Source organism: Yoonia sp. SWMV100, assembly GCF_056108365.1.
On sequence record NZ_JBWBAQ010000006.1, the window covers coordinates 138,869 to 161,760 of the forward strand.

At 55.5% G+C, this 22,892-nt stretch carries 20 protein-coding genes; 12 read left to right on the forward strand and 8 right to left on the reverse strand.

All coding sequences use genetic code 11. The annotated features are described in order from the left end of the window. The first annotated feature begins 94 nt into the window (after window positions 1-94). From ACXJGX_RS13970 to ACXJGX_RS13990, 5 genes are all read left to right on the forward strand, one after another. Window positions 95-1,450 (forward strand): ABC transporter substrate-binding protein, encoded by a 1,356-nt coding sequence (locus ACXJGX_RS13970; protein WP_474782719.1) that lies wholly within the window; start codon window positions 95-97, stop codon window positions 1,448-1,450. A gap of 79 nt (window positions 1,451-1,529) precedes the next feature. Continuing rightward, entirely contained in the window at window positions 1,530-2,756 is a 1,227-nt protein-coding gene (locus ACXJGX_RS13975; protein ID WP_474782721.1) for a carbohydrate ABC transporter permease, read from the forward strand. After that, window positions 2,756-3,907 (forward strand): carbohydrate ABC transporter permease, encoded by a 1,152-nt coding sequence (locus ACXJGX_RS13980; protein WP_474782723.1) that lies wholly within the window; start codon window positions 2,756-2,758, stop codon window positions 3,905-3,907. The genes ACXJGX_RS13975 and ACXJGX_RS13980 overlap by 1 nt, the downstream gene beginning before the upstream one ends. An 89-nt stretch (window positions 3,908-3,996) precedes the next feature. Beyond that, on the forward strand, window positions 3,997-5,649 hold the full coding sequence (locus ACXJGX_RS13985; protein WP_474782725.1) for an alpha-glucosidase: 1,653 nt from the start codon (window positions 3,997-3,999) through the stop codon (window positions 5,647-5,649). A 12-nt stretch (window positions 5,650-5,661) separates the two neighbouring features. Next, entirely contained in the window at window positions 5,662-6,753 is a 1,092-nt protein-coding gene (locus tag ACXJGX_RS13990) for an ABC transporter ATP-binding protein (RefSeq protein WP_474782727.1), read from the forward strand. A gap of 213 nt (window positions 6,754-6,966) precedes the next feature. Here ACXJGX_RS13990 and ACXJGX_RS13995 read toward each other — a convergent pair whose 3' ends face one another. The 4 genes from ACXJGX_RS13995 to ACXJGX_RS14010 form a co-directional block, all read right to left on the reverse strand. Next, window positions 6,967-7,593, reverse strand: a complete 627-nt coding sequence (locus ACXJGX_RS13995; protein ID WP_474782729.1) for a hypothetical protein — start codon at window positions 7,591-7,593, stop codon at window positions 6,967-6,969. A 259-nt stretch (window positions 7,594-7,852) separates the two neighbouring features. Continuing rightward, on the reverse strand, window positions 7,853-8,920 hold the full coding sequence (locus ACXJGX_RS14000; protein WP_474782730.1) for a dihydropteroate synthase: 1,068 nt from the start codon (window positions 8,918-8,920) through the stop codon (window positions 7,853-7,855). Further along, on the reverse strand, window positions 8,917-9,852 hold the full coding sequence (locus ACXJGX_RS14005; RefSeq protein WP_474782731.1) for a methylenetetrahydrofolate reductase: 936 nt from the start codon (window positions 9,850-9,852) through the stop codon (window positions 8,917-8,919). Before ACXJGX_RS14005 ends, ACXJGX_RS14000 begins: the two co-directional genes overlap by 4 nt. Window positions 9,853-9,893: 41 nt before the next feature. Continuing rightward, window positions 9,894-10,190, reverse strand: coding sequence for a virulence factor (locus ACXJGX_RS14010; protein ID WP_474782732.1), 297 nt, complete (start codon window positions 10,188-10,190; stop codon window positions 9,894-9,896). Between the two features lie 246 nt (window positions 10,191-10,436). Here ACXJGX_RS14010 and ACXJGX_RS14015 point away from each other — a divergent pair, with 246 nt between their 5' ends. The 3 genes from ACXJGX_RS14015 (at window position 10,437) to glpK (ending at window position 13,880) form a co-directional block, all read left to right on the forward strand. Next, window positions 10,437-11,549: a Ppx/GppA phosphatase family protein gene (locus ACXJGX_RS14015; protein WP_474782733.1), complete on the forward strand. Its 1,113-nt coding sequence runs from the start codon at window positions 10,437-10,439 to the stop codon at window positions 11,547-11,549. Window positions 11,550-11,564: 15 nt separating this feature from the next. After that, complete coding sequence (locus tag ACXJGX_RS14020; protein ID WP_474782734.1) at window positions 11,565-12,314, forward strand: RlmE family RNA methyltransferase; 750 nt, start codon at window positions 11,565-11,567, stop codon at window positions 12,312-12,314. A 75-nt stretch (window positions 12,315-12,389) separates the two neighbouring features. Then, the gene (glpK, locus tag ACXJGX_RS14025; protein ID WP_474782735.1) at window positions 12,390-13,880 is read left to right on the forward strand and encodes a glycerol kinase GlpK; all 1,491 of its coding nucleotides are present in this window, start codon (window positions 12,390-12,392) and stop codon (window positions 13,878-13,880) included. Here the strand turns inward: glpK and ACXJGX_RS14030 are convergent. Then, window positions 13,877-14,473 carry a gamma-glutamyl kinase gene (locus ACXJGX_RS14030; RefSeq protein WP_474782737.1) on the reverse strand — a complete coding sequence of 199 codons (597 nt, stop codon included), beginning with the start codon at window positions 14,471-14,473 and terminating at the stop codon, window positions 13,877-13,879. The two genes, glpK and ACXJGX_RS14030, sit on opposite strands and share 4 nt — an antisense overlap. Window positions 14,474-14,667: 194 nt before the next feature. Here ACXJGX_RS14030 and recA point away from each other — a divergent pair, with 194 nt between their 5' ends. The 3 genes from recA (at window position 14,668) to ACXJGX_RS14045 (ending at window position 18,892) form a co-directional block, all read left to right on the forward strand. Continuing rightward, entirely contained in the window at window positions 14,668-15,747 is a 1,080-nt protein-coding gene (gene recA, locus ACXJGX_RS14035) for a recombinase RecA (RefSeq protein WP_474782739.1), read from the forward strand. 203 nt (window positions 15,748-15,950) lie between these two features. Beyond that, window positions 15,951-18,608: an alanine--tRNA ligase gene (alaS, locus tag ACXJGX_RS14040; RefSeq protein ID WP_474782741.1), complete on the forward strand. Its 2,658-nt coding sequence runs from the start codon at window positions 15,951-15,953 to the stop codon at window positions 18,606-18,608. Next, window positions 18,605-18,892 carry a DUF1330 domain-containing protein gene (locus tag ACXJGX_RS14045; RefSeq protein WP_474782743.1) on the forward strand — a complete coding sequence of 96 codons (288 nt, stop codon included), beginning with the start codon at window positions 18,605-18,607 and terminating at the stop codon, window positions 18,890-18,892. The genes alaS and ACXJGX_RS14045 overlap by 4 nt, the downstream gene beginning before the upstream one ends. A gap of 85 nt (window positions 18,893-18,977) precedes the next feature. On the opposite strand, the gene typA is transcribed toward ACXJGX_RS14045, so the two are convergent. Together typA and ACXJGX_RS14055 are read right to left on the reverse strand one after the other, a co-directional pair. Beyond that, the gene (gene typA / locus ACXJGX_RS14050) at window positions 18,978-20,795 is read right to left on the reverse strand and encodes a translational GTPase TypA (protein ID WP_474782745.1); all 1,818 of its coding nucleotides are present in this window, start codon (window positions 20,793-20,795) and stop codon (window positions 18,978-18,980) included. A gap of 80 nt (window positions 20,796-20,875) precedes the next feature. Then, complete coding sequence (locus tag ACXJGX_RS14055; protein ID WP_474782747.1) at window positions 20,876-21,211, reverse strand: DMT family transporter; 336 nt, start codon at window positions 21,209-21,211, stop codon at window positions 20,876-20,878. Window positions 21,212-21,389: 178 nt separating this feature from the next. On the opposite strand from ACXJGX_RS14055, the gene ACXJGX_RS14060 reads away from it, so the two are divergent. After that, entirely contained in the window at window positions 21,390-22,256 is an 867-nt protein-coding gene (locus tag ACXJGX_RS14060) for a transferrin-binding protein-like solute binding protein (protein WP_474782749.1), read from the forward strand. Here the strand turns inward: ACXJGX_RS14060 and ACXJGX_RS14065 are convergent. Further along, entirely contained in the window at window positions 22,253-22,864 is a 612-nt protein-coding gene (locus tag ACXJGX_RS14065; RefSeq protein WP_474782751.1) for a YitT family protein, read from the reverse strand. The genes ACXJGX_RS14060 and ACXJGX_RS14065 overlap by 4 nt on opposite strands. Between the last annotated feature and the right edge of the window lie 28 nt (window positions 22,865-22,892).

The following is a 22,892-nucleotide window of genomic DNA, read 5'->3' on the forward strand; positions in this document are numbered from 1 at the left end:
AAGTCATGATTCCTGTAGCGTGTGACGGAAGTGAGTGCACGATAAGTGCGTTTTAGATCGCACGCCGCCTTGGCGTGAATTGGGAGGACAATCCATGAATACAAAACTTTATGCAGGCGTTGCAGCCATTGCATTGACCGCGGGTATGGCACATGCCGAAGGCCACGCAATGTTCACACCGGGTGAGGGCGACTTCACATGGGACAGCTATAACGCATTTGCCGAAGCAAATGATTTTGCAGGCCAAAGCGTCACGATTTCTGGTCCATGGTTGGGCGCAGAAGCTGACAACTTTTCGCGCATGGCCGCCTTGTTTGAAGCCGCAACAGGCGCATCAGTGTCCTATGTTGGTTCCGACAGCTTCGAACAGCAGATCGTCATTGACGCCGAAGCCGGTTCCGCACCAAACATCGCTGTATTCCCGCAGCCAGGTCTGGCCGCAAACATGGCGTCACGTGGATTGTTGACAGCACTGCCAGAAGGCACTGCCGACTGGATCAACGACAACTATGCTGCTGGGTCTTCATGGGTTGATCTGGGCACATATCCAAACGCAAGCGGCGACAAAGAAACATACGGTTTCTTCTTCAACGTGAACGTAAAGTCGTTGGTTTGGTACGTTCCTGAAAACTTCGAAGATGCTGGCTATGAAGTGCCAACAACAATGGAAGACCTGCTGGCCCTGTCCGACCAGATCGTGGCAGACGGTGGCACACCTTGGTGTATCGGTCTGGGTTCCGGTGCGGCAACTGGCTGGCCTGCAACCGACTGGGTTGAAGACATCCTGCTGCGTACCGCACCTTTGGAAACATACGACGGCTGGACCACAAACGAAGTAGCGTTTGACGATCCTGCTGTGATCAACGCCATTGAAACATTCGGCAAATTCGCGCGTAACGACGCATGGGTTGCTGGTGGCGCGGGCGCTGTTGCAACAACCGATTTCCGCGAAAGCCCAAAAGGTATGTTTGACAGCCCTCCACAGTGCTACATGCACCGTCAGGCGTCGTTCATTCCTGCGTTCTTCCCAGAAGGCACTGAACTTGGCCAAGATGCTGACTTCTTCTACTTCCCGTCTTTCGCATCCGAAGAACTGGGCAACCCAGTTCTGGGTGGTGGTACGTTGATGGCGATCACATCTGCGTCCGACGCGACCAATGCATTCATGGAATTCATGAAGCTGCCAGTCGCCCACGAAGCAATGATGTCCCAAGGCGGCTTCTTGACACCACACTCTGGCGTGAACACGGCGACATATGCTGACGACACCCTGCGTGGCCAAGGCGACATCTTGCTGAACGCGACATCTTTCCGCTTTGACGGGTCCGACCTGATGCCGGGCGCTGTTGGTGCCGGGTCGTTCTGGACAGGTATGGTTGATTTCGTAGGTGGCAAAGATGCAGCAGCAGTAGCGGCTGACATCCAAGCATCTTGGGACGCGATTAAGTAAGCGATATCGCTTACAAGACCTTAGGACAGCGCGGTTCGCCCGCGCTGTCCGCCACATTTTTACCCGGGGGGGACAGACGATGCATCCGGCACTACAGGGTCTTCTGACAATTTTTCTAGGTGTGGGCGGTTGTATCGCCTATTTTTACTTTTCAAACCAGTTTCTAGACAAAGTGCTGTACCCCGCCAAAGGGGAGCATGCTGGCCGAAACATCAACCGCGCCAATATGATCCGCCCGTGGCTTTTCCTGTTTCCCGCGATTGTTGCTCTTGGTCTGTACCTCGCTTATCCTGTCTTCGCGACGCTGTGGTATTCTTTGACGGACCGTGACCAAGGGAATGCATTTGTGGGCTTGGCCAATTATCGTCAAATGTTTGACGATCCCAAATTCTGGGAAGCCCTGCAAAATAACATGCTTTGGCTGATTGTTGTGCCTGCCGCATCCACCGCCTTTGGTTTGCTGGCGGCACAATTGACAGACCGGATCAAATGGGGCGCGATTGCCAAATCCCTGATCTTTATGCCGATGGCGATTTCCTTTGTGGGTGCGTCGGTTATCTTTAAACTGATTTATGACACGCGCCCGGTAGAGCAAAGCCAGATTGGTGTGCTGAATGCGGTCTGGTTGCAGTTTGACGGCGGTCTTGGATCGGTTTTGGTACTGCGGCTTGTCCCTGGATTGCTGATGATCTGTGCCGCTGCCGCCGCGATTTATGTCGGCTGGACGCTGGTTCGCACGGTCATCGCAGGGAAGGGCAGTACCATCGCCACAGTCTTGCGCGCTGGTGCGGCGCTGATTTTGACGGCCATTGCATTGGCGGCGCTGTCGTTGGCCTTTGGCGCGTTTACCAAAACCTATCCCTACGGTGTGCCACAAACATGGCTGACCATTCCGGGGTGGAATTCATTCTTCTTGATGGTTGTTTTGATCTGGATTCAAACGGGTTTTGCGATGGTGATCCTGTCTGCGGCCCTGCGCGGTATTCCAGAAGAAACCATCGAGGCCGCGATTGTTGATGGTGCCAACCCGTTGCAGGTTTTCTTTAAAATCAAAATGCCACAGATTTCCGGCACCATCGTGGTGGTTTGGACGACCATTACATTGGTCGTTCTTAAGGTCTTTGACATCGTATTTGCGATGACGAACGGCCAATGGGAAACACAGGTTCTTGCCAACTACATGTACGACAAATTGTTCCGCGCGAACGATTGGGGACTGGGGTCGGCAAGTGCGATGATCATCATGCTGCTGGTGTCGCCGATTTTGATTTGGAACGTCTATAATGCCCGCAAGGAGATGCGCTGATGGATAACATTGCTGGTAGCAAGTCGTCGCTGACGTGGATCGTCCACATTTCTGTGGTGCTGCTTGTGGCGCTGTGGCTGTTCCCGACCGTTGGCCTTTTGGTATCGTCGTTCCGGACGACGGATCAGATTTCCAGTTCAGGTTGGTGGCAGTCGTTGTTCGCGACAGAACAAAACGTCACGTTGCGCACGGTTGATCCCGATGATGCGGGTGTGCAGGCGCTGACCGATGGCGTTTACACCATCACTGGCAACCTGTTTGAAACTCCGGGCGCCGAGATCGGCGTTTGGGGCACATCATCGCAGGTGATCGACGCGTATGCGGCGGGTGATACCGCCGATCTGGGCGACGGTGAAACCATTACTGTGCAGGCGAACGGCGATTACGTCTGGACCAGCCCGACTGCGATTTCGGGCCGTGGCCAGCGTGTGTTTGCATCGGCGCAAACCCCACCAGAGTTCACGTTGGATAACTACAAGCGGGTTTTGTTCAGTGGGTCATCGACAGACAGCATGGCCAAGGCGTTTTTCAACACACTGACCGTCACGATTCCCGCCACGATCATCCCGATCGTGATTGCAGCCTTTGCGGCCTATGCGTTGGCGTGGATGGACTTCCCGGGGCGTGCGATCCTGATTGCCATTGTGGTTGGGTTGCTGGTGGTGCCGCTGCAATTGGCGCTGATCCCGCTTTTGCGTCTGCACCTGAATATCGGGATCGGCAAAGGGTATCTGGGGGTGTGGTTGGCCCACACCGGCTTTGGCCTTCCGCTCGCGATTTACTTGCTGCGCAACTATATGGTGGGCTTGCCGCGCGACATTATCGAAAACGCGCGGGTAGACGGGGCGACTGATTTCCAGATCTTTACCAAGATCATTCTGCCGTTGTCCTTTCCCGCGCTTGCGTCATTCGCGATCTTCCAGTTTTTGTGGACATGGAACGATTTGCTGGTCGCCAAAGTGTTTTTGATCGACTCGACTGGGCAGACAACCGTGATGACCAACCAAATTGTCGAACTGCTTGGCACCCGCGGCGGGAACTGGGAAATTTTGGCGACGGCGGCCTTTGTGTCGATATCGGTACCGTTGGTCGTGTTCTTTGCGATGCAAAAATATCTGGTGCGCGGCCTTTTGGCGGGATCAGTGAAATAAAACCTGCCTCGGAGATACCCGGGGCAAACGATAAAACCACCCAAAGATCCCGGGCGAAACCCGGGACGGGGTAAGCTAGGAACGACGTTATGACTATGGCTCTTGCCGAGAAACCTATGGCCGCTGTTGACAAGGATTGGTGGCGTGGCGCGGTAATCTATCAGATTTATCCACGCAGTTACCAAGACAGCAACGGCGATGGCATCGGCGACTTGCACGGTATCGTGCAACGCTTGCCTTATATCGCGTCGCTTGGCGTTGACGCGATCTGGATTTCACCGTTCTTTATGTCACCGATGCGCGATTTTGGCTACGATGTCAGTGATTATTGCGATGTCGATCCGATGTTCGGGACGTTGGCAGATTTTGATCAGGTGATCAGCACCGCCCATAGTTTGGGCGTCAAAGTGATGATCGACCTTGTCCTTTCACATACCAGCGAAGACCATCCGTGGTTTGTCGAAAGCCGGTCGAACAAAACCAATGACAAGGCGAACTGGTATGTTTGGTCCGATCCCAAACCTGACGGCACGCCACCCAACAACTGGCTGTCGATCTTTGGCGGGTCGGGCTGGCAGTGGGATGCGCGCCGCGAACAGTATTATATGCACAATTTCCTTGTGTCGCAGCCCGACCTGAATTTCCACGAGCCAGCGGTGCAAGAGGCGCTGTTGGATGTAGGGCGGTTCTGGCTGCACCGGGGAGTGGATGGATTCCGTTTGGATACGATCAATTTCTACATGCATGACGAACAGCTGCGCGACAACCCGCCCTTGCCCAAGGAACGGCGCAACGCCAACACCGCACCTGCGGTGAACCCGTATAACCACCAAGAACATATCTACGACAAAAACCACCCCGATAACGTCGCATTCCTGCGCCGTTTGCGTGCCGTGATGGAGCCCTTTGGCGCCGCCGCAGTCGGCGAGGTCGGCGATAGCCAGCGCGGGTTGGAGATCTTGGGTGAATACACCCGCGGCGATGATCTGATGCAAATGTGTTATGCGTTCGAATTTTTGGCGGCGGATATTCCCACCGCGGACCGCATCGTCGAGGTGATGGATTACGTGGACCGCGTCGCCAGCGACGGCTGGTGCTGTTGGGCGTTTTCCAACCACGACGTTGTGCGCCATGTGACGCGTTGGAATCTGGCGCCCGGCGCACAGCGGATGTTCACGACGCTGATCATGTGTCTGCGCGGGTCGGTGTGTATCTACCAAGGCGAAGAACTGGGCCTGCCAGAGGCAGATGTTGCCTTTGAGGACCTGCAAGACCCCTATGGCATTCAGTTTTGGCCAGAGTTTAAGGGCCGCGATGGCTGTCGCACCCCGATGGTCTGGACACCATCCAACCAGAATGGTGGCTTTACCGAAGGTCAGCCTTGGTTGCCGGTGGCGCCGGAACATTTGGCCTCTGCCGTGTCGATCCAAGAGGATGAGCCGGGCGCGTTGTTACAGCATTACCGCAAGGCGATTGCATTCCGGCAGGATCACCCGGCCATCAAAAAGGGCGACCATGATAAACTGCGCGCCAAGGGTGACGTTGTGTATTTCACCCGGACCGATGGCGAGCAAACGATATTTTGCGCGTTCAACGTAAGCGAGACACCGTCCGACTTTGACTTGCCTGCCGGTGACTGGACGCCGATCGGCGCCGAGTTGGGCAGCGCGCATGTCTCGCTTGATGGACGCCTGCATCTTGGGCCTTGGCAGGTTTGCCTTGCTCTGAAGTCAAATACATAAGGGGAGTGAGACATGGCTGATCTGAAACTGACGGACGTTGCGAAAACCTATGGCGGTTCGGTTGAGGTTTTGAAACACATCAACCTCGATATTCAAACCGGCGAGCTGATCGTGTTCGTCGGCCCGTCGGGCTGCGGAAAATCAACTTTGTTGCGGATGATTGCGGGTTTAGAAAAAATCTCCGGCGGGACGTTGGAAATTGATGGCCAGGTCGTCAACGATGTGCCGCCTGCGCAGCGCGGCATCGCGATGGTGTTCCAGTCTTACGCGCTGTACCCGCATATGACTGTGCGCGAAAACATGGCGTTCGCCTTGAAGATCGCCAAGAAATCCGCAGCCGAGATCGAGGCCGCCGTGAGCAAAGCCGCCAAGATTTTGCAGCTGGAAGAATATCTTGATCGCCTGCCCAAGGCCCTGTCAGGCGGCCAGCGCCAGCGTGTTGCGATTGGCCGTTCGATTGTGCGCGACCCAAAGGTGTATTTGTTTGACGAGCCCCTGTCGAACCTGGACGCGGCGCTGCGCGTGGCGACCCGGATTGAAATTGCCCAACTCAAAGAATCCATGCCCGACAGTACAATGATCTATGTGACCCACGATCAGGTCGAAGCCATGACACTGGCCACGCGCATTGTGGTGCTGGCCAACAAAGGCATCGCGCAGGTCGGCACCCCACTCGAGCTGTACGAGCGGCCTGAAAACGAATTTGTGGCCCAGTTTATTGGATCACCTGCAATGAACCTGTTGTCGGGTGAAATCGTGGCTACCGGCCCGCAGACAACCGTCAAGCTGGATGGCGGCGGCGTGGTGAAATCTGATGTCCCAACGCAGGCGTCTGACAAAGGTCTGCGCGTCAATGTCGGGGTGCGCCCCGAGGATATGTTGGAAACAACGGGCGACGATTATCTGTTCGAGGGCAAGGTAAACATCACCGAAGCCTTGGGCGAGGTAACGCTGCTGTATTTTGATAAAGTCGGTGACAATGATTCCGTGATCGGCAAGCTGCCGGGGATTCACGCAGGTTTACGCGGCACATCGGTGCGGATGCATGCGGCACCGGCGAAGGTGCAATTGTTCCACAACGGGCAGTCGCTGTACTACCGCTGAACGTGACCGCCCAGACAGCGCCCCGTGTGTTCCACCTGCGGCGCTGTTTGTATGTGGCTGTCTTTGCGCGGTATCCCTGACCAATCAAACCGCCAAGTCCCGACATGCAACTTTAATCCAAACCGAAAGCGGATATTGGTGCGCGACGCAGCAAAAGCCCACTTAGAGCCCATCCTGTCAGTTGCTGCCACGCAGAAAACGAACTGAGTTAAACTATGCTGAAAGGTCGTTTAACAAGTCCTCGTCGAAGGGGCGATTTTCGCTTTTGTCATTGGGATGCGCGGCGAGCCATTCCGAAAACACCTTCTTTGGGCGGGCGTCGCCTTCCATACTCCAATCGTGAGTATTCGGGTCTACAACGCTTGGGATGAGGTCTCCGCCTAGCACGGGCGAATGTGAATAATAACAGCCATACAATCGCTCGGCTTCAATACCGTCCGCGACGAACTGGATATGGAAACTTTCGTCCATTTCGCGTCCCACATCTTCCATCCATCGTGAAATAGCATGATATGCTGAATGGTCGTCTTTCGCGCCCACTTCAGCATAAACTGCTGTGAGAAAACGAAACTCTTGTTCCTCATTTAGCGGCTTCCAACCTAGAGAGGTCAAGAAATCTTCAAGTTTCGATAGCATCTCAAAGTAGTTCAGTTCCGGGCTCTCAAGGTAGGCAAATTCATCCGCATAAAGCCCAATGCTCATTAAACTTTCGATGACCGACGCGACTTCTGCGGAGTTTACTTTCCTAAGATTTGCCTCAGGCGTTGGTCGGAAACGCGCTGCCAATCGCAGTAATCGAAAATTAGGTTCGTTGAACACTTTCATTTCCCGTGCCGGCATGGCTGTTCCGCTGGTTTGAGTTTCTCTCTGCTTGTAGCGGAAACTGTCGCAAACAATGAGATGATGCAACGGAAACGAACGGCAGCTTCGTCCCGCACAGCTGTCATCGGGTCAAATTTTGATCAATGTCTGCTTTTGCATAACGCGAACGTCGGTGTTTCACGCAGGGAAAGCCAATGTGGTTACAAGCATGGTTAAGGTCTCAGCCAGCGGCAGTGTGGCGCCCCCGCCTGTAACCGGGCAGGGGCAGGGCCGAGGGTTAACCTCGCTTGCGGCGTCCGGTCCGGGCCCGGCCTTCGCCCGCTTTCACCGGTGCGCGGTTGAACCTGATCCAATCCGACCCTGACGGATCGTTGTTGGTCAAAAAGTTGGCCGCGCGGATGGCTTCCATTTCGGACCCGGCACGCGCAAATGTAGAGCCCAGGCCAAACAACGTCACAAAGGTTTCGTCGTCGATATCTTCGGGAAGGATGATGCCGGCTGCCGCGACTTCGGCTTTCTTTTCGGCGATTTTCATGGGGCCCACCGGAAGTGCGATGGGGTTCATAATGGCAGAGGTCATGCCGGCAGTGATCGCCATCGGCAGGAACGCGTTGTTCACACCGTGCCGGTTGGGCAGGCCAAAGCTGATGTTGGACGCGCCACAGGTTGTGTTGACGCCCAGTTCCTCGCGCAGGCGCCGCACCAGTGTGAAAACTTGCAGACCCGCTGTGCCCATCGCCCCGATCGGCATCACCAATGGATCGACCACAATGTCATGGGCCGGGATGCCAAAGTCGGCGGCGCGCTCTACGATTTTTTTGGCGACCTCGAACCGCACATCGGGGTCTTCGGAGATGCCGGTATCATCGTTGGAAATCGCCACCACGGGGACATTGTATTTTTTGACAAGCGGCAGCACCAGCTCCATCCGCTCTTCTTCGCCGGTCACCGAGTTGAGCAATGGGCGACCTTCGCAGGCGGCAAGCCCTGCTTCAAGCGCGCCGGGCACAGAGCTGTCGATGCACAGTGGAATATCGACAACGGCTTGCACCCGCGCGATCAGTTCTTTCATCAGCGGCGGTTCGACAAAGTTGTTGTCGGCATACCGCGGGTCTTCGGCCATTTTATTGGAAAACACAGCGCCAGAGTTGATATCAAGGATGTTTGCACCTGCGGCGGCCTGCGCAATCGCATCTGCTTCGACCCGGCTGAAATCGCCACGTTCCAGTTCGGCGGCAAGGATTTTGCGACCTGTGGGGTTGATCCGTTCCCCGATGACGCAAAATGGCTGATCAAAGCCGATAATCGCTGTTTTTGTCTTTGATTCGACGATCGTTCGGGTCATGACATGTCCTTGGTCTGAGAGGCAGGAACCGCCGCGCGGCCGCCATTTGCGATGGCCCATTCGGCATTGGTCTTAATCCCGCCCAGCGGGAAGAAATGCACATGGGTAATGTTAAAATCAGGATGTGCCGCTTTGTGGGCAGCAAGGTCGATCAGTACCTCTGTCGGCTCGTAAGGTAGCAGCAGCTTGGTCACATCCATCGCGCGTTTTTGCAAGACCTTAAGAGAGGGGCCAACACCGCACGCAATCGCAAATTTAATCAGGGTCTGCAATTTTGCCGGGCCAGCGATGCCGATATGCACGGGGATTGTGATACCTGCGTCGCGCAGCGCGTCGGCCCACGCGATGATCGGTCCGGCCTCGAACGCGAACTGGGTGGCAAGCGCCATTTGTGCGCCCGTGGTTTCGGAAAACCGTTGTTTCCAGCGCAGCGCGTCCATCACGTTTTTATCACTGCCGTCTGTGTCGATGTCACGGTTGCCTTCGGGGTGGCCCGCAACATGCAACCGTTTAAAGTCACCGAAAAGCCCGGTTTCCATCAACTGCATCGATGAATGGAAATCGCCGTGCGGTGTGGCGACCCCGCCCGCCAGCAGCAGCGCCTGATCGACGCCAGCCTCGCCTTGGTAGCGGGCGATCCAATCGGCCAGTGTGGTGCGATCTTTGATGATGCGGGCAGGAAAATGCGGCATCACCTTGAACCCGTCCGCTGACAGGCGTTTCGCGGTCGCAACCATGTCGCCTATCGGGGTGCCGTCAATATGGGCAATATAGACGCGCGTTCCCTGCGGCAGCAATGCACGGAAATCTTCAACCTTTTCAGCCGTGCGTGGCATCACTTCGATCGAATAGTCCTGCAAGAACGCCTCGAGGACGGCGTGTGTGCGCGGCTCTTGGGTGACTTGGCGCTTAAGAAATGGGAACAGGGCCATTGCGATCTCCGATATGCGGGATGTGAAGGGGGCGGGTGGCGTCAATTCCAACCATCATTTGCGATGAGCGTTTTGATGCGTTCCTGGTCGTATTCAGAATCAATATGCGCAACGGCCGCTGCCGCTGCTTCGGCGTCAGTGCCGTCAGCCGGGTAGGGTTCGGCCTTGCGAAAGCCATTGATGTAATCATCGGATTCTGCCGCGCCCGATTTCATCGCAGCGCGGTCGATGGCCTGTTCAAAGCGTTCGGGCAAAGGCAATTTTGTGCCTTTACGTCCACGGCCGACGATCACTTGGGCTGGCATGTCGCGCCAGTAAACGATGGTAACGTCAGGCATCTGATTCCTCGCTGCTGTTGTTTTGTTCTAGCATTCCATTTGCGGCACCAATGTCGATTTTCGACATCACACGCGCGGTCCGCGACGAGGTCTTAGCTAACGCAAGCCTGACGGGGCGGCCACATCGCGCGTGGCCCAAAATCCTCATATCCAAGATGCAGTGAATTCACGAAGTGCATCACAAGGCTTGTGCAATGGGGCAGGGAAGCCTAGCTTGGGGATAACTCGAAATGGAGGGCGTAGCAGATGACGCCCAAGCGTCCCAAAGGTGCGGGCGCGTTCCCCAAAGCGGTCGATAGCCCCGCGCCAACACGTCCTGATCCCGCGTCGCTTTATGCGGCGTTAGATCTGGGCACAAATAGCTGCCGTATGCTGATTGCCCAACCGAAGGGCAGCCAGTTTCATGTGGTGGATAGTTTTTCAAAGTCGGTGCAGCTGGGCCATGGCCTGGAAAGCACCGGGCGGCTTTCACGCGCGTCGATGAATCGTACGATCGCCGCGATGCGCATTTGCCGCGAAAAACTAAAGCGGCATGGGGTGCAGCATATGCGCCTTGTGGCGACCGAAGCCTGTCGGCGTGCCGTTAATGGCCCGGGGTTTGTCGCGCAGGTGCGTCGCGAAACCGGCCTGAACCTTGAGATTATCAAACCCGAAGAAGAGGCGCGCCTTGCGGTGATTTCCTGTGCGCCGCTGGTCAGCGTCAATACCGAACAGTTGCTGGTCGTTGACATCGGGGGCGGGTCAACAGAATTGGTGTGGATCGACCTGACCAATGTGCCCAAGCGCGAAAGACCGCGTGCGATCATGCGCCTGCACGCAGGGTTCAAATCAGATCCCGGCCCGTTTGCTGCGGCAAAGGTGGTGGATTGGATTTCCGTGCCTTTGGGTGTGGCAACATTGCGCGACCAGTTTGCCGATGTCGAAGATGATGCTGCCCGTTTTGCGTTGATGAGCTGGTTCTTTGAAGAAAACCTCGAAGAGTTTTCGCCCTATGCCGCAGCACAGGCACGCGAAGGTTTTCAGATCATTGGGACAAGCGGCACGGTGACAACCGTGGCGGCCAGTCATTTAGGGCTGAAACGCTATGATCGCACAAAGGTCGACGGCCTGCGCATGACCTCTGACCAGATCGACGCAGTGATCCGTGATTACCTTTCACTTGGTCCTGTCGGGCGGCGCAATGACCCAAGGATCGGCAAGGATCGGCAAGCGCTGATCATGTCTGGTTCGGCGATTTTGCAGGCGTTGATGCGCCTTTGGCCGACAGATAGGCTGTCAGTGGCGGACCGTGGCCTGCGTGAAGGGCTGCTTTATGCACAAATGTCTGCCGATGGGGTCTTGGAAGACGCACCGTTTTAAGCGATAGGCAACAGTATGGCCAATAAACCGACAAAAAACAGCTCTGGACGCGGACAACGCGATCTGACCGTCAAAGTAAAGTCTGCGCGTGGGCGCAAGCTCAGCTCGACCATGTGGTTGCAGCGACAGCTGAACGACCCCTATGTGAAACGCGCCAAGGCGGACGGTTATCGTGGCCGTGCGGCCTATAAGATTTTAGAACTGGACGACAAGTATCGATTTTTGGTGCCGGGGGCACGGATTGTCGATCTGGGTTGCGCACCGGGCGGTTGGTGTCAGGTCGCGGTCAAGCGCGTGAACGCCTTGGGTGAACGCAAAAGCAAGGCCCAAGGATACGTTTTGGGCGTTGATCTGCAAGAGGTTGAACCGATTGCAGGCGCCGAAATTCACCAGCTCGACTTTTTGGAAGACGAAGCAGACAAACAGGTCATCGCGTGGCTTGGTGGTCCGGCGGATGTGGTGATGTCTGACATGGCGGCTTCTGCGTCGGGGCACAAACAAACCGACCACAACCGGATCATCGCCTTGTGCGAAGCGGCCGCTTATTTTGCGTTTGATGTGCTAAACGAGGGCGGGACATTTGTGGCCAAGGTATTGGCGGGCGGTGCCGAGGGCGATTTGCAAAAGTTGCTAAAGTCCCGGTTCACAAAGGTGGCCAACGTGAAACCGCCAGCATCGCGGTCGGATAGTTCGGAAAAGTTTGTCGTCGCGACAGGTTTCAAGGGGCGCGGTGACGATGCGCCCGAAGATTTTGAAGACGCGTAGAGAATAAGACCGTCAGCGCGACCGCTGCTTGACAGTGCGCGCATATATGACAGCTTGCCGGCAGGGGGGCTTCATATGACTTATATTCTTGCGATCGATCAGGGCACGACATCAAGCCGTGCGATCATTTTTGATGGGAAGATGCGCGTCACAGCGACGGCGCAACAAGAATTCCCGCAGCATTTTCCGCAATCGGGTTGGGTTGAACACGACCCGGCGGATATCTGGTCGTCCGTGGCCGCCACATGTCGCGGTGCGATTGAACGTGCCGGCATTCGCGCACACGAGATTGCAGGCATCGGAATCACCAATCAACGTGAAACCACTGTTGTTTGGGACCGCCATACCGGGCAGCCGATCCATAATGCCATTGTTTGGCAAGACCGTCGCACAGCGTCTTTTTGTGAAGAATTGCGCGCCGAAGGCTTTGATCAGGCAATCACCCAGCGCACCGGCCTTTTGGCCGATCCATATTTTTCAGGCACGAAGCTGCGCTATATTTTGCAGACTGTCGCCGGCGCCAAAGAGCGTGCCGCGGCCGGCGACCTGCTGTTTGGTACGATTGATTGCTATTTGATTTGGAAATTGACGGGTGGCGAGGTTCACGCGACCGACGCCACCAATGCCGCACGCACAATGTTATATGATATTCGCAAGGGACACTGGAGCCAGACAATTTGCGAACGTTTTGGCATTCCGATGGGCATGCTGCCGGATGTCCGCGATTGTGCGGCTGACTACGGGATGACCCGGCCGGATCTGTTTGGTGTGGCCTTGCCGATTTTGGGCGTTGCAGGCGACCAACAAGCTGCGACGATCGGGCAGGCCTGTTTCCAACCTGGCATGTTAAAATCAACCTATGGCACCGGCTGCTTTGCCCTGTTGAATACAGGCGATACGTTGGTTGAAAGCAAACATCGGTTGCTGGGAACAATTGCCTACCAATTTGACGGGAAACCGACATATGCGCTGGAAGGGTCCATCTTTATCGCGGGCGCAGTGGTGCAATGGCTGCGCGATGGTTTGCAGATTATTCGCCATGCAAAAGACACCCAGCCATTGGCGGAACAGGCCGATCTTGGTCAAGAGCTTTACATGGTGCCTGCGTTTACAGGGCTTGGCGCCCCTTATTGGGATGCTGACGCGCGGGGCGCGATCTTTGGGCTGACACGTAATTCTGGCCCTGCCGAATTTGCAAAGGCTGCGTTGGAAAGCGTGGGGTTTCAGACCCGTGACCTGATTGACGCAATGAGGAACGACTGGCAAACGTCTGATACTCAAGCAATATTGCGTGTGGATGGCGGGATGAGCGCATCAGATTGGACCATGCAGTTTTTGTCCGATATTATTGGCGCACCTGTGGACAGGCCGACCGTGTTAGAAACAACCGCGCTTGGCGTTGCATGGCTGGCTGGAATGCGTGCCGGGGTCTATCCTGATCAGGCAGGGTTCGCGGCCGGTTGGGCGCTGGACAAACAGTTTACCCCGCAGATGGATGATACCACGCGCGAAAGACGGTACGCCGGATGGAAGGATGCGGTGCGGCGGACGCTGACCACCGCCTAAGACTGACCAAGACCCCAAATTTCGAATTCGGCGGCCCGTTTTTCGCGCAGTCGGGATTCGATGTCGGGGGATAGCGAAAGGTCCATTTTAGGAGACACATTTTTGTCTTTCAGTTCGATTGTCATCCCCAATCTGTCTTCAAGATATCCGACAACCTTGTGCCAAGATTCGTAGCGGAACAGGTGATCGACCCCAAGCTGGCCATCGTTAAGCCGCAGAAATTTGTTCTGCGATCCGACGTTGGCAAAGGGGGCAGGCTCTCCCTTGCAGTATTCCGCCACAAAATCATCAAAATTGACATCACGTGTGCTGTTCGGCTGACCGATCAAATCATCACGTGTGCGGTACCGGTACCAACTGCCCAGCCAGTCAATCGGATGCCGCACGACAGCCATCAGTTCGGGTGTTTGACCGCCAGCCTGAACAAAAAACGGCCGCAGGAATCGTTTGTAGCGATAGCTGGGCGCATGCTTCAGTTCAGGCGGGTCGCGCAAGACCATCGATGCGCGTGGCGCAAGCGTTGCCTCCAGTGCGGTTGTTCCGGTTTTCGGTACCGAAAGCAGAACAAGGTTTTCCTTCCAAAAAACAAGCATTTATATGGCGTTCCTTACGTTTCAAGTGTCGTGCCTTGCGCTGTAAACCAAACCTTAACCAGTTCTCGATGAAGTGGCATCATTAAAATTTATGTTGCAATGTTCTGCTTTTGGTCCCACATATGTTCGGAACATAATAAGAACAAAGCAGTGATTGCTGCCCCGCTGGGCGCGTGAAATAAGGACAGGACACTATGGCAACGGCAGAGCTTCTCAAAATGGCAGATAAAAAGACCGCAGACAAAGAAAAGGCGCTGGAAAGCGCGCTGGCGCAGATTGAACGTCAGTTTGGCAAAGGGTCGATCATGAAACTCGGCGGGCAGAATCAGATGCCCGATATCGAAGCGACATCGACCGGGTCTTTGGGATTGGACATTGCACTTGGGATTGGTGGTCTGCCTAAAGGGCGGATTATTGAAATTTACGGCCCTGAATCGTCAGGGAAAACAACGCTGACGCTGCACGCAATCGCGGAAGAGCAGAAAAAGGGCGGCGTTTGTGCGTTTGTTGACGCGGAACATGCTTTTGACCCGCAATACGCCAAGAAATTGGGCGTCAATCTGGATGAACTGCTCATCTCGCAGCCCGACACAGGCGAGCAAGCGCTAGAGATTGTCGATACGTTGGTGCGTTCGGGGGCTGTCGCAATGGTGGTCGTCGATTCCGTTGCTGCGCTGACACCAAAATCCGAGCTTGAGGGTGACATGGGGGATAGCTCCGTTGGGGTGCACGCCCGTCTGATGTCGCAAGCGATGCGCAAACTGACCGGATCCATCAACCGGTCCGGCTGTATGGTGATTTTTATCAACCAAATCCGGATGAAGATTGGTGTGATGTTCGGGTCGCCGGAAACGACCACGGGCGGCAACGCGCTGAAATTCTATGCCTCGGTCCGTTTGGATATTCGCCGGATCGGTTCGGTCAAGGACCGCGATGAGGTGGTTGGAAACGCAACCCGTGTGAAGGTCGTGAAGAACAAAGTCGCACCACCGTTCAAGCAGGTCGAATTCGATATCATGTATGGCGAAGGCATTTCCAAAACTGGCGAATTGCTAGATTTGGGTGTTAAAGCCGGGGTCGTCGAAAAGTCGGGCTCTTGGTTTAGCTATGGTGATGAACGCATGGGGCAGGGACGCGAAAACTCGAAAACCTTCCTTAAGGAAAACCCTGTCATTGCCACCGAAATTGAGGATAAAATCCGCGCATCACACGGGCTGGATTTTGATTTGACTGCTGGTAGCTCTGACGATGATGACGATCTCGTTGATATCTAAAGATACTTAGCATCCCCTTCTACAAAGGCGCCGCGCCAGTGGCGCCTTTTTTTATGTGCAACGCGGTCTAGAAAAATTCCGCCCTGTGGAACGGGCTTTCTGGGAAAGCAAGAAGTTCGGGCGAATTGTCTGGCTACTGTGGACACAAGGCCAGTGCGCGGCTATTTCTGCGCCTAACTATGACGCATTTATGAAAGTCTGCCATGACAAGTCTTGCCGACATCCGATCCACTTATCTGAGCTACTTTAGTAAGCAAGGTCACGAGGTTGTGCCTTCGAGCCCGTTGGTGCCGCGCAATGATCCGACCTTGATGTTTACCAACTCTGGTATGGTGCAGTTTAAGAACCTGTTTACCGGCGTTGAAACGCGCGACTACGTGCGCGCGACCAGCAGCCAAAAATGCGTCCGCGCTGGCGGAAAGCACAACGATCTGGACAACGTCGGCATGACCGCGCGCCACCTGACGTTTTTCGAGATGTTGGGCAACTTTAGCTTTGGTGACTATTTCAAGGAACAAGCGATCCCATATGCGTGGGAAATGGTTACCAAAGAATTGGGTATTCCGGCTGAAAAGCTGCTGGTCACCGTCTATCACACCGATGACGAGGCTGCGAACCTATGGAAAAAGGTTGCGGGGCTACCCGACGACCGGATCATTCGCATTCCGACCGACGATAACTTTTGGCGGATGGGCCCGACGGGGCCATGTGGTCCATGCACCGAAATTTTTTACGATCACGGCGATCATATCTGGGGCGGTCCTCCGGGTTCACCAGAGGAAGATGGCGACCGTTTTATCGAAATCTGGAACCTCGTTTTCATGCAAAACGAACAATTCGAAGACGGGTCGATGAAGCCGCTGCCCAAGCAGTCGATCGACACTGGCATGGGGCTAGAGCGCATTTCATCACTGTTGCAAGGCACAAACAACGTCTTTGAAACGGATCTGATGAAGGCGCTGGTTGAGGCATCTGCACATGCAACATCGACCGGTACCGATGACAGCATTATCACACATCACCGTGTTATCGCCGACCACCTGCGGTCGACATCCTTTCTGATCGCCGAAGGTGTCCTGCCATCCAATGAAGGCCGCGGTTATGTTTTGCGCCGTATCATGCGCCGCGCAATGCGTCATGCCCACATGCTGGGGTCAAAAGACCCGGTGATGCACCAGTTGGTGCCTGCGCTGGTTCAACAGATGGGGGCAGCCTATCCGGAATTGGGCCAAGGCCAGCGGCTGATTGAAGAGACCCTGTTGAACGAAGAAGTAAGGTTTAAGCAAACGTTGGACCGTGGCTTGAAACTGCTTGATGACGAGGTTGCAGGGTTGGCCGAAGGTGCGGCGCTGCCCGGTGCTGCCGCATTCAAGCTGTATGATACTTTTGGCTTCCCGCTTGATTTGACGCAAGACGCGATGCGTGATCGTGGGTTGACCGTGGATACCGCCGGATTTAACACCGCCATGGCCGAGCAAAAAGCCAAAGCACGTGCAGCGTGGTCTGGCACGGGCGAAGCGGCTGATAGCACCATCTGGTTTGATGTTGTCGACAAACACGGCACGACAGATTTTCTGGGTTATGACACTTTGGATGCCGAAGGGCAGATCGTGGCGCTGGTCGCTGATGGCACGCTTGCGGACGCGGCGACAGGGACTGTACAAATCGTGCTGAACCAGACTCCGTTTTATGCTGAATCCGGCGGACAAGTCGGTGATGCCGGCCTATTGCGGACTGAAACAGGCGTCGCGGAAATCACGGACACCAAGAAGGTTGCAGGCGTTTACGTCCATTTCGCCAAAGTGACCGAAGGCAAAATACAACGCGGGCAGGGCGCAACTCTCCGTGTTGATCCGGCGCGGCGCGGCGCAATTCAGGCCAACCATTCGGCAACGCACCTGTTGAACGAAGCGCTACGTGAAATTCTGGGCGATCACATCGCACAGCGTGGATCGTTGAATGCGCCGGATCGTTTGCGGTTCGACTTTAGTCACACCAAGGGGCTGACGTCCGATGAGCTCGCGCAGGTTGAACGAGACGTGAACGCGGTGATCCGTCAGAACAGCCGGGTCGAGACGCGGATTATGACACCGGATGATGCCCGCGCTTTGGGCGCGCAGGCCCTGTTCGGCGAAAAATATGGCGATGAGGTGCGCGTTGTGTCGATGGGTCGCAAGGCCGGTTCGGGCAAGGGCGCTGCGGGTGATACCTATTCTCTTGAGCTTTGCGGCGGGACCCACGTACGTCAATTGGGCGAAATCGGTGCATTTGTCGCATTGGGGGACAGCGCGTCCAGTGCCGGGGTCCGCAGGATCGAGGCGTTAACAGGTCAAGCCGCGCTTGATCATCTGCGCGCGCAAGACGACCGTTTGACCCAAGTCGCGAGCGCCTTAAAAGCGCCGGTGGCCGAAGTTGCGGACCGCGTCAAAGCGTTGATGGATGAGCGAAAAGCGCTTGCCAATGAGGTCGCGCAGCTACGTCGTGAATTAGCGATGGGCGGCGGTGCCAAAGAAGCAGCCCCAGCCGAAGTGATCAATGGCGTCGCCTTTCAAGCGCAGGTTTTATCCGGCGTGACGGGCAAAGATTTGCCATCTTTGATTGATGAGATGAAAACCGCCATGGGCAGCGGTGCTGTTTTGCTAATCGCCGACACCGGAGACAAGGCCGCAGTGGCCGTGGGCGTCACCGCCGACATGGTAGGCCGCGTGTCAGCCGTGGATATTTTGCGGGCTGTGACACCTGAACTGGGCGGTAAAGGCGGCGGTGGACGCCCCGATATGGCGCAAGGTGGCGGTGCGTCTACTGAAAATGCCGATGCCGCGATTGCTGCCGCGAAATCTGTTCTGGAGGGACTGAAATGACCGCACTTTGGATTGCCCACGTCACTGTGACGGATGACGTTGCATATAAAAAATATGCCGAACTTGCCGGACCCGCGATTGCCGATCACGGCGGGGTCTTCATTGCCCGCGGTGGTCGTTATGTGCAGCTCGAGGGCAAAGAGCGACCACGCAATGTTGTCGCCCGCTTTCCGTCGGTCGAGGATGCGGTGGCATGTTATAATTCGGCGGCCTATCAGGCTGCGCTTGACCATGCGCGTGGCGCGTCAGAGCGTGAATTGGTTGTCGTCGAGATAAACGACTGACCGACAACGCGTTTTAAGATTTGAAACTACGAAGGGCGGTCCGTTTGGACCGCCCTTTTTTGTTTTGTGACGCTATGACGGTGACTTAGCCCGCGCGTGACTGGCGCTTGCGCTCGTTCGGGTCAAGGTAGCGCTTGCGCAGACGGATCGCGTTTGGCGTGACTTCGACCAGTTCGTCGTCGTCGATATAGGCGATGGCCTGCTCAAGCGACATGGTTACCGGTGTCGTCAAGCGTACCGCTTCGTCGGTGCCGGACGCACGGACGTTGGTCAATTGCTTGCCCTTCAGCGGGTTTACTTCCAGATCGTTGTCACGGCTGTGTTCACCGATGATCATGCCGGTATATACGGCCTCTTGTGCGCCGATGAAGAATTTACCGCGATCTTCCAGTTTCCACAGCGCAAAAGCAACGGATGTCCCGTTTTCCATCGAAATCAGAACGCCTTGACGACGGCCCTGAATTTTACCTTTGTAGGGTGCCCAACCATGGAATAGGCGGTTCAGGATGCCAGAGCCACGGGTGTCGGTCAAAAACTCACCGTGATACCCGATCAGCCCGCGCGATGGGACATGCGCGATGATGCGGGTTTTACCAGCACCGGCGGGTTTCATTTCGACCAGTTCACCTTTGCGTGGACCCGTCAGTTTTTCGACCACAGCACCTGTGTATTCGTCATCGACGTCGATGGTTGCTTCTTCGATAGGTTCCATGCGGACGCCGTCCACGTCTTTATAGATGACCTGTGGACGCGAAATCGACAATTCGAACCCTTCGCGACGCATGTTTTCGATCAAAACACCCATCTGCAATTCGCCGCGGCCCGAAACCTCGAAGGCATCACCGTTCGGTGTATCGTTGATTTTGATTGCGACGTTGACCTCTGCTTCTTTCATCAGCCGGTCACGAATCACGCGCGATTGCACCTTTTTGCCGTCGCGACCCGCAAGCGGGCTGTCGTTGATACCGAACGTCACGGTGATGGTTGGCGGGTCAATCGGCTGCGCGGGGATCGCGGCGTCAACGGACAGATCGCAGATCGTGTCGGCCACTGTCGCTTTGGTCATACCGGCCAGTGTGACGATGTCGCCAGCTTCTGCCACGTCGATGGCTGTTTGTGACAGACCACGGAACGCCAGAATCTTGGAAACCCGGAACTGTTCGATCTTGTCGCCGTTACGCGACAGCGCCTTGACGGTTTCGCCTGCACGCAATGTGCCGGCCTCAACGCGACCGGTGAGAATACGACCGATGAACGGATCGGCGGACAGTGTTGTCGCCAGCATCTGGAATGGTTCTTCGCGGCGCGAGATTTGCGCAGGCATGGGGACGTGTTCGACGATCTTGTCGAACAGGGCGGACAAATCCTTGCGCGGTCCATCCAGTTCGTTATCGCACCAGCCAGCGCGGCCAGATGCGAACATTGTTGGGAAATCAAGCTGTTCGTCGGATGCTTCCAGTGCCGCAAACAGGTCAAAGACGTCATCAACAGCTTGATCTGGTTCGCCGTCCGCTTTGTCGACTTTGTTCACAACAACGATGGGGCGCAGACCAAGGGCCAGTGCCTTGGACGTCACGAATTTTGTCTGGGGCATCGGACCTTCGGCCGCATCGACCAGCAGCACAACACCGTCGACCATCGACAGGATGCGTTCAACTTCGCCGCCAAAGTCGGCGTGGCCCGGCGTATCGACGATGTTGATCCGTGTGCCTTTCCATTCGACCGATGTACATTTAGCCAAAATGGTAATGCCACGTTCGCGTTCGATGTCATTGCTGTCCATCGCGCGTTCGGTCGTGGCTTCGTTTTCCCGGTATACGCCGGATTGTTTCAGTAGTTCGTCAACAAGTGTCGTCTTGCCGTGGTCAACGTGTGCGATGATCGCGATATTGCGAATGTCCATTGGTCTGCCTTTTGGGTAAGTTGTCGCGCGGATACCGTGCAATTGCAGCAAAAGCCACCCCAAAATCGCAGGACTGTGCTTTAGTGGGCCGAAGTCTGCGAAAAAAGATGGATTATCAGGATGCCAAGCAAGATCAGACTGATCCCGATGCCCGCCGCCATATCCAGTTTTTGCCCGAACACAACAAAGCCGATCCCCGCAATCAGCACGATACCAAGGCCGGACCAGATTGCGTACAAAATTCCCACGGGCATCACCTTTAGGGCAAGAGCCAAAAGGTAGAATGACGCTGCATAGGCAACGACCACCAAGACTGATGGCCACAGGCGCGTAAACTGTGCGCTGGCTTGCAAGGCTGTCGTGCCGATCGTTTCGGTGATGATGGCAAGGATAAGGTGAATATAGTGTGCGGGCATGGTCTAGGCGTAGCTGAACGCAAAGATACTGTCATCCCGCAATCGGCGGGAGTCTGCAGAAACAGCGTGGCGCCAAATTTCAACTCTAGAGGTACGAATGTTTAGCGGTATAGTGCGCCAAATGTTGTTAAAAGTTGCCGTTTCAGCAGGCGACGCTTTGGAATGATGGGACGCCTCGATGGAAATTTTACTGAAACGGTCGATACTCTTGCTCGCTTTGCTTGGTACAGCCGCCTGTGGTGGTGGCGGGGATACACCTGACCCGACACCGGTTACCGACCCAACCGAAACACAAAATGGACTGCCCTATGCGGCTGGCCAAGTGATTTCGGACGCCGAAGGTGTTGCGATGACGTTGACGTCGGCAAGCTACCAGACCGCGAGTGGTGCCACGATTGAAGCACCACGTACGGTCACACTGGATGCCGGATTTTTCTCGACTGATCAGCTGAACGGATCGATCACGATTTTCGGCGAGGTTGTACAGATCACGAACGGGCAGGGTACGTTAGCCAACACAAACACAGTGAATGTCGTGTACGAGCCCGAACGGTCGGGAGACTACGTCGCCGCCTTTGAGGCGGTTGCGCTGGATGGCAATAATTACGTCGGGGAAGAAGGTTATATTGTAGGTTTTGAAACCCGGCCATCCGCTGTCGCCGCCCAAACCGGAGGTTCCGTTGTCTATACGGGTGATTTTGTCGCCAATGGTTTTTCCGCTGGCAGCGAAGCGGAGTACGAAGGTGGTGTCGTGTTCACAGTCAACTTTAACGACAACACCGTGGCGGGCACTTTTGATGGTGGGCTGAATGGCGGCGCCGGATCTGGCGGCAGTGACGTCGATCTGGCCATGGGGGCCACCAGTTTCAGCGGCACCAACAATTTTAACGGTTCATTGACATGTGCCGATGGATGTATTGGCTCTGCCGGAACTGTTGATGCCGCGTTTTATGGGCCAGCTGCTGACGAAATCGGCGGTGTCATTGCCGTCGACTTTGATGGGTTCGACGGCGCGGGTACGTTCATTATTTCGGTCACACCTTAACGGGCGACGTATCTGTCGGGGCGGTGGTTCATCGCGATCGTCGTATTGACGATGACCGCCCCAAGCAACGACCAGGCCACCAGACCGGCAGGAAAGATAAAGAACGCTGCTGAGAATAAAATCGCATCAATCAGCAGCTGAAAATATCCGGCGCGAAACCCTGTGGTGTCTTGGATGATCAGCGCCAGAACGCCAAAGCCGCCGAGCGATCCGTTGTGACGAAACATCGCCAGCAGTCCAATCCCCGTCACACAGCCAGCCACAATTGCCCCTAACCACGGGGTGATTGTGCCCATTTGCCATCCCAGCGGCAGCAGTTCAGTCACAACCGACAATAGCGTGACCGAGATGAGGGATTTTATGGTGAACCTTGGCCCAAGCCGCAGATAAGCCAGCACATAAAACGGGATATTAATGACGAAAAAGACCAGCCCAAAAGACCAGCCCGTCAAATAACTGATGATCACGGCAAGCCCGGCGGTCTGGCCGGTAATAAGCCCGATATGCGTCAGCACGTGGACGCCAATGCCACACAGAAACACACCAAGGGCAAGACCCTGTAGGTCATCGATTAAGCTGTGTTTTGTGGATGGGGCCGGTTTGATCATGGCCCCTTATATGTCAACAATGCTGACC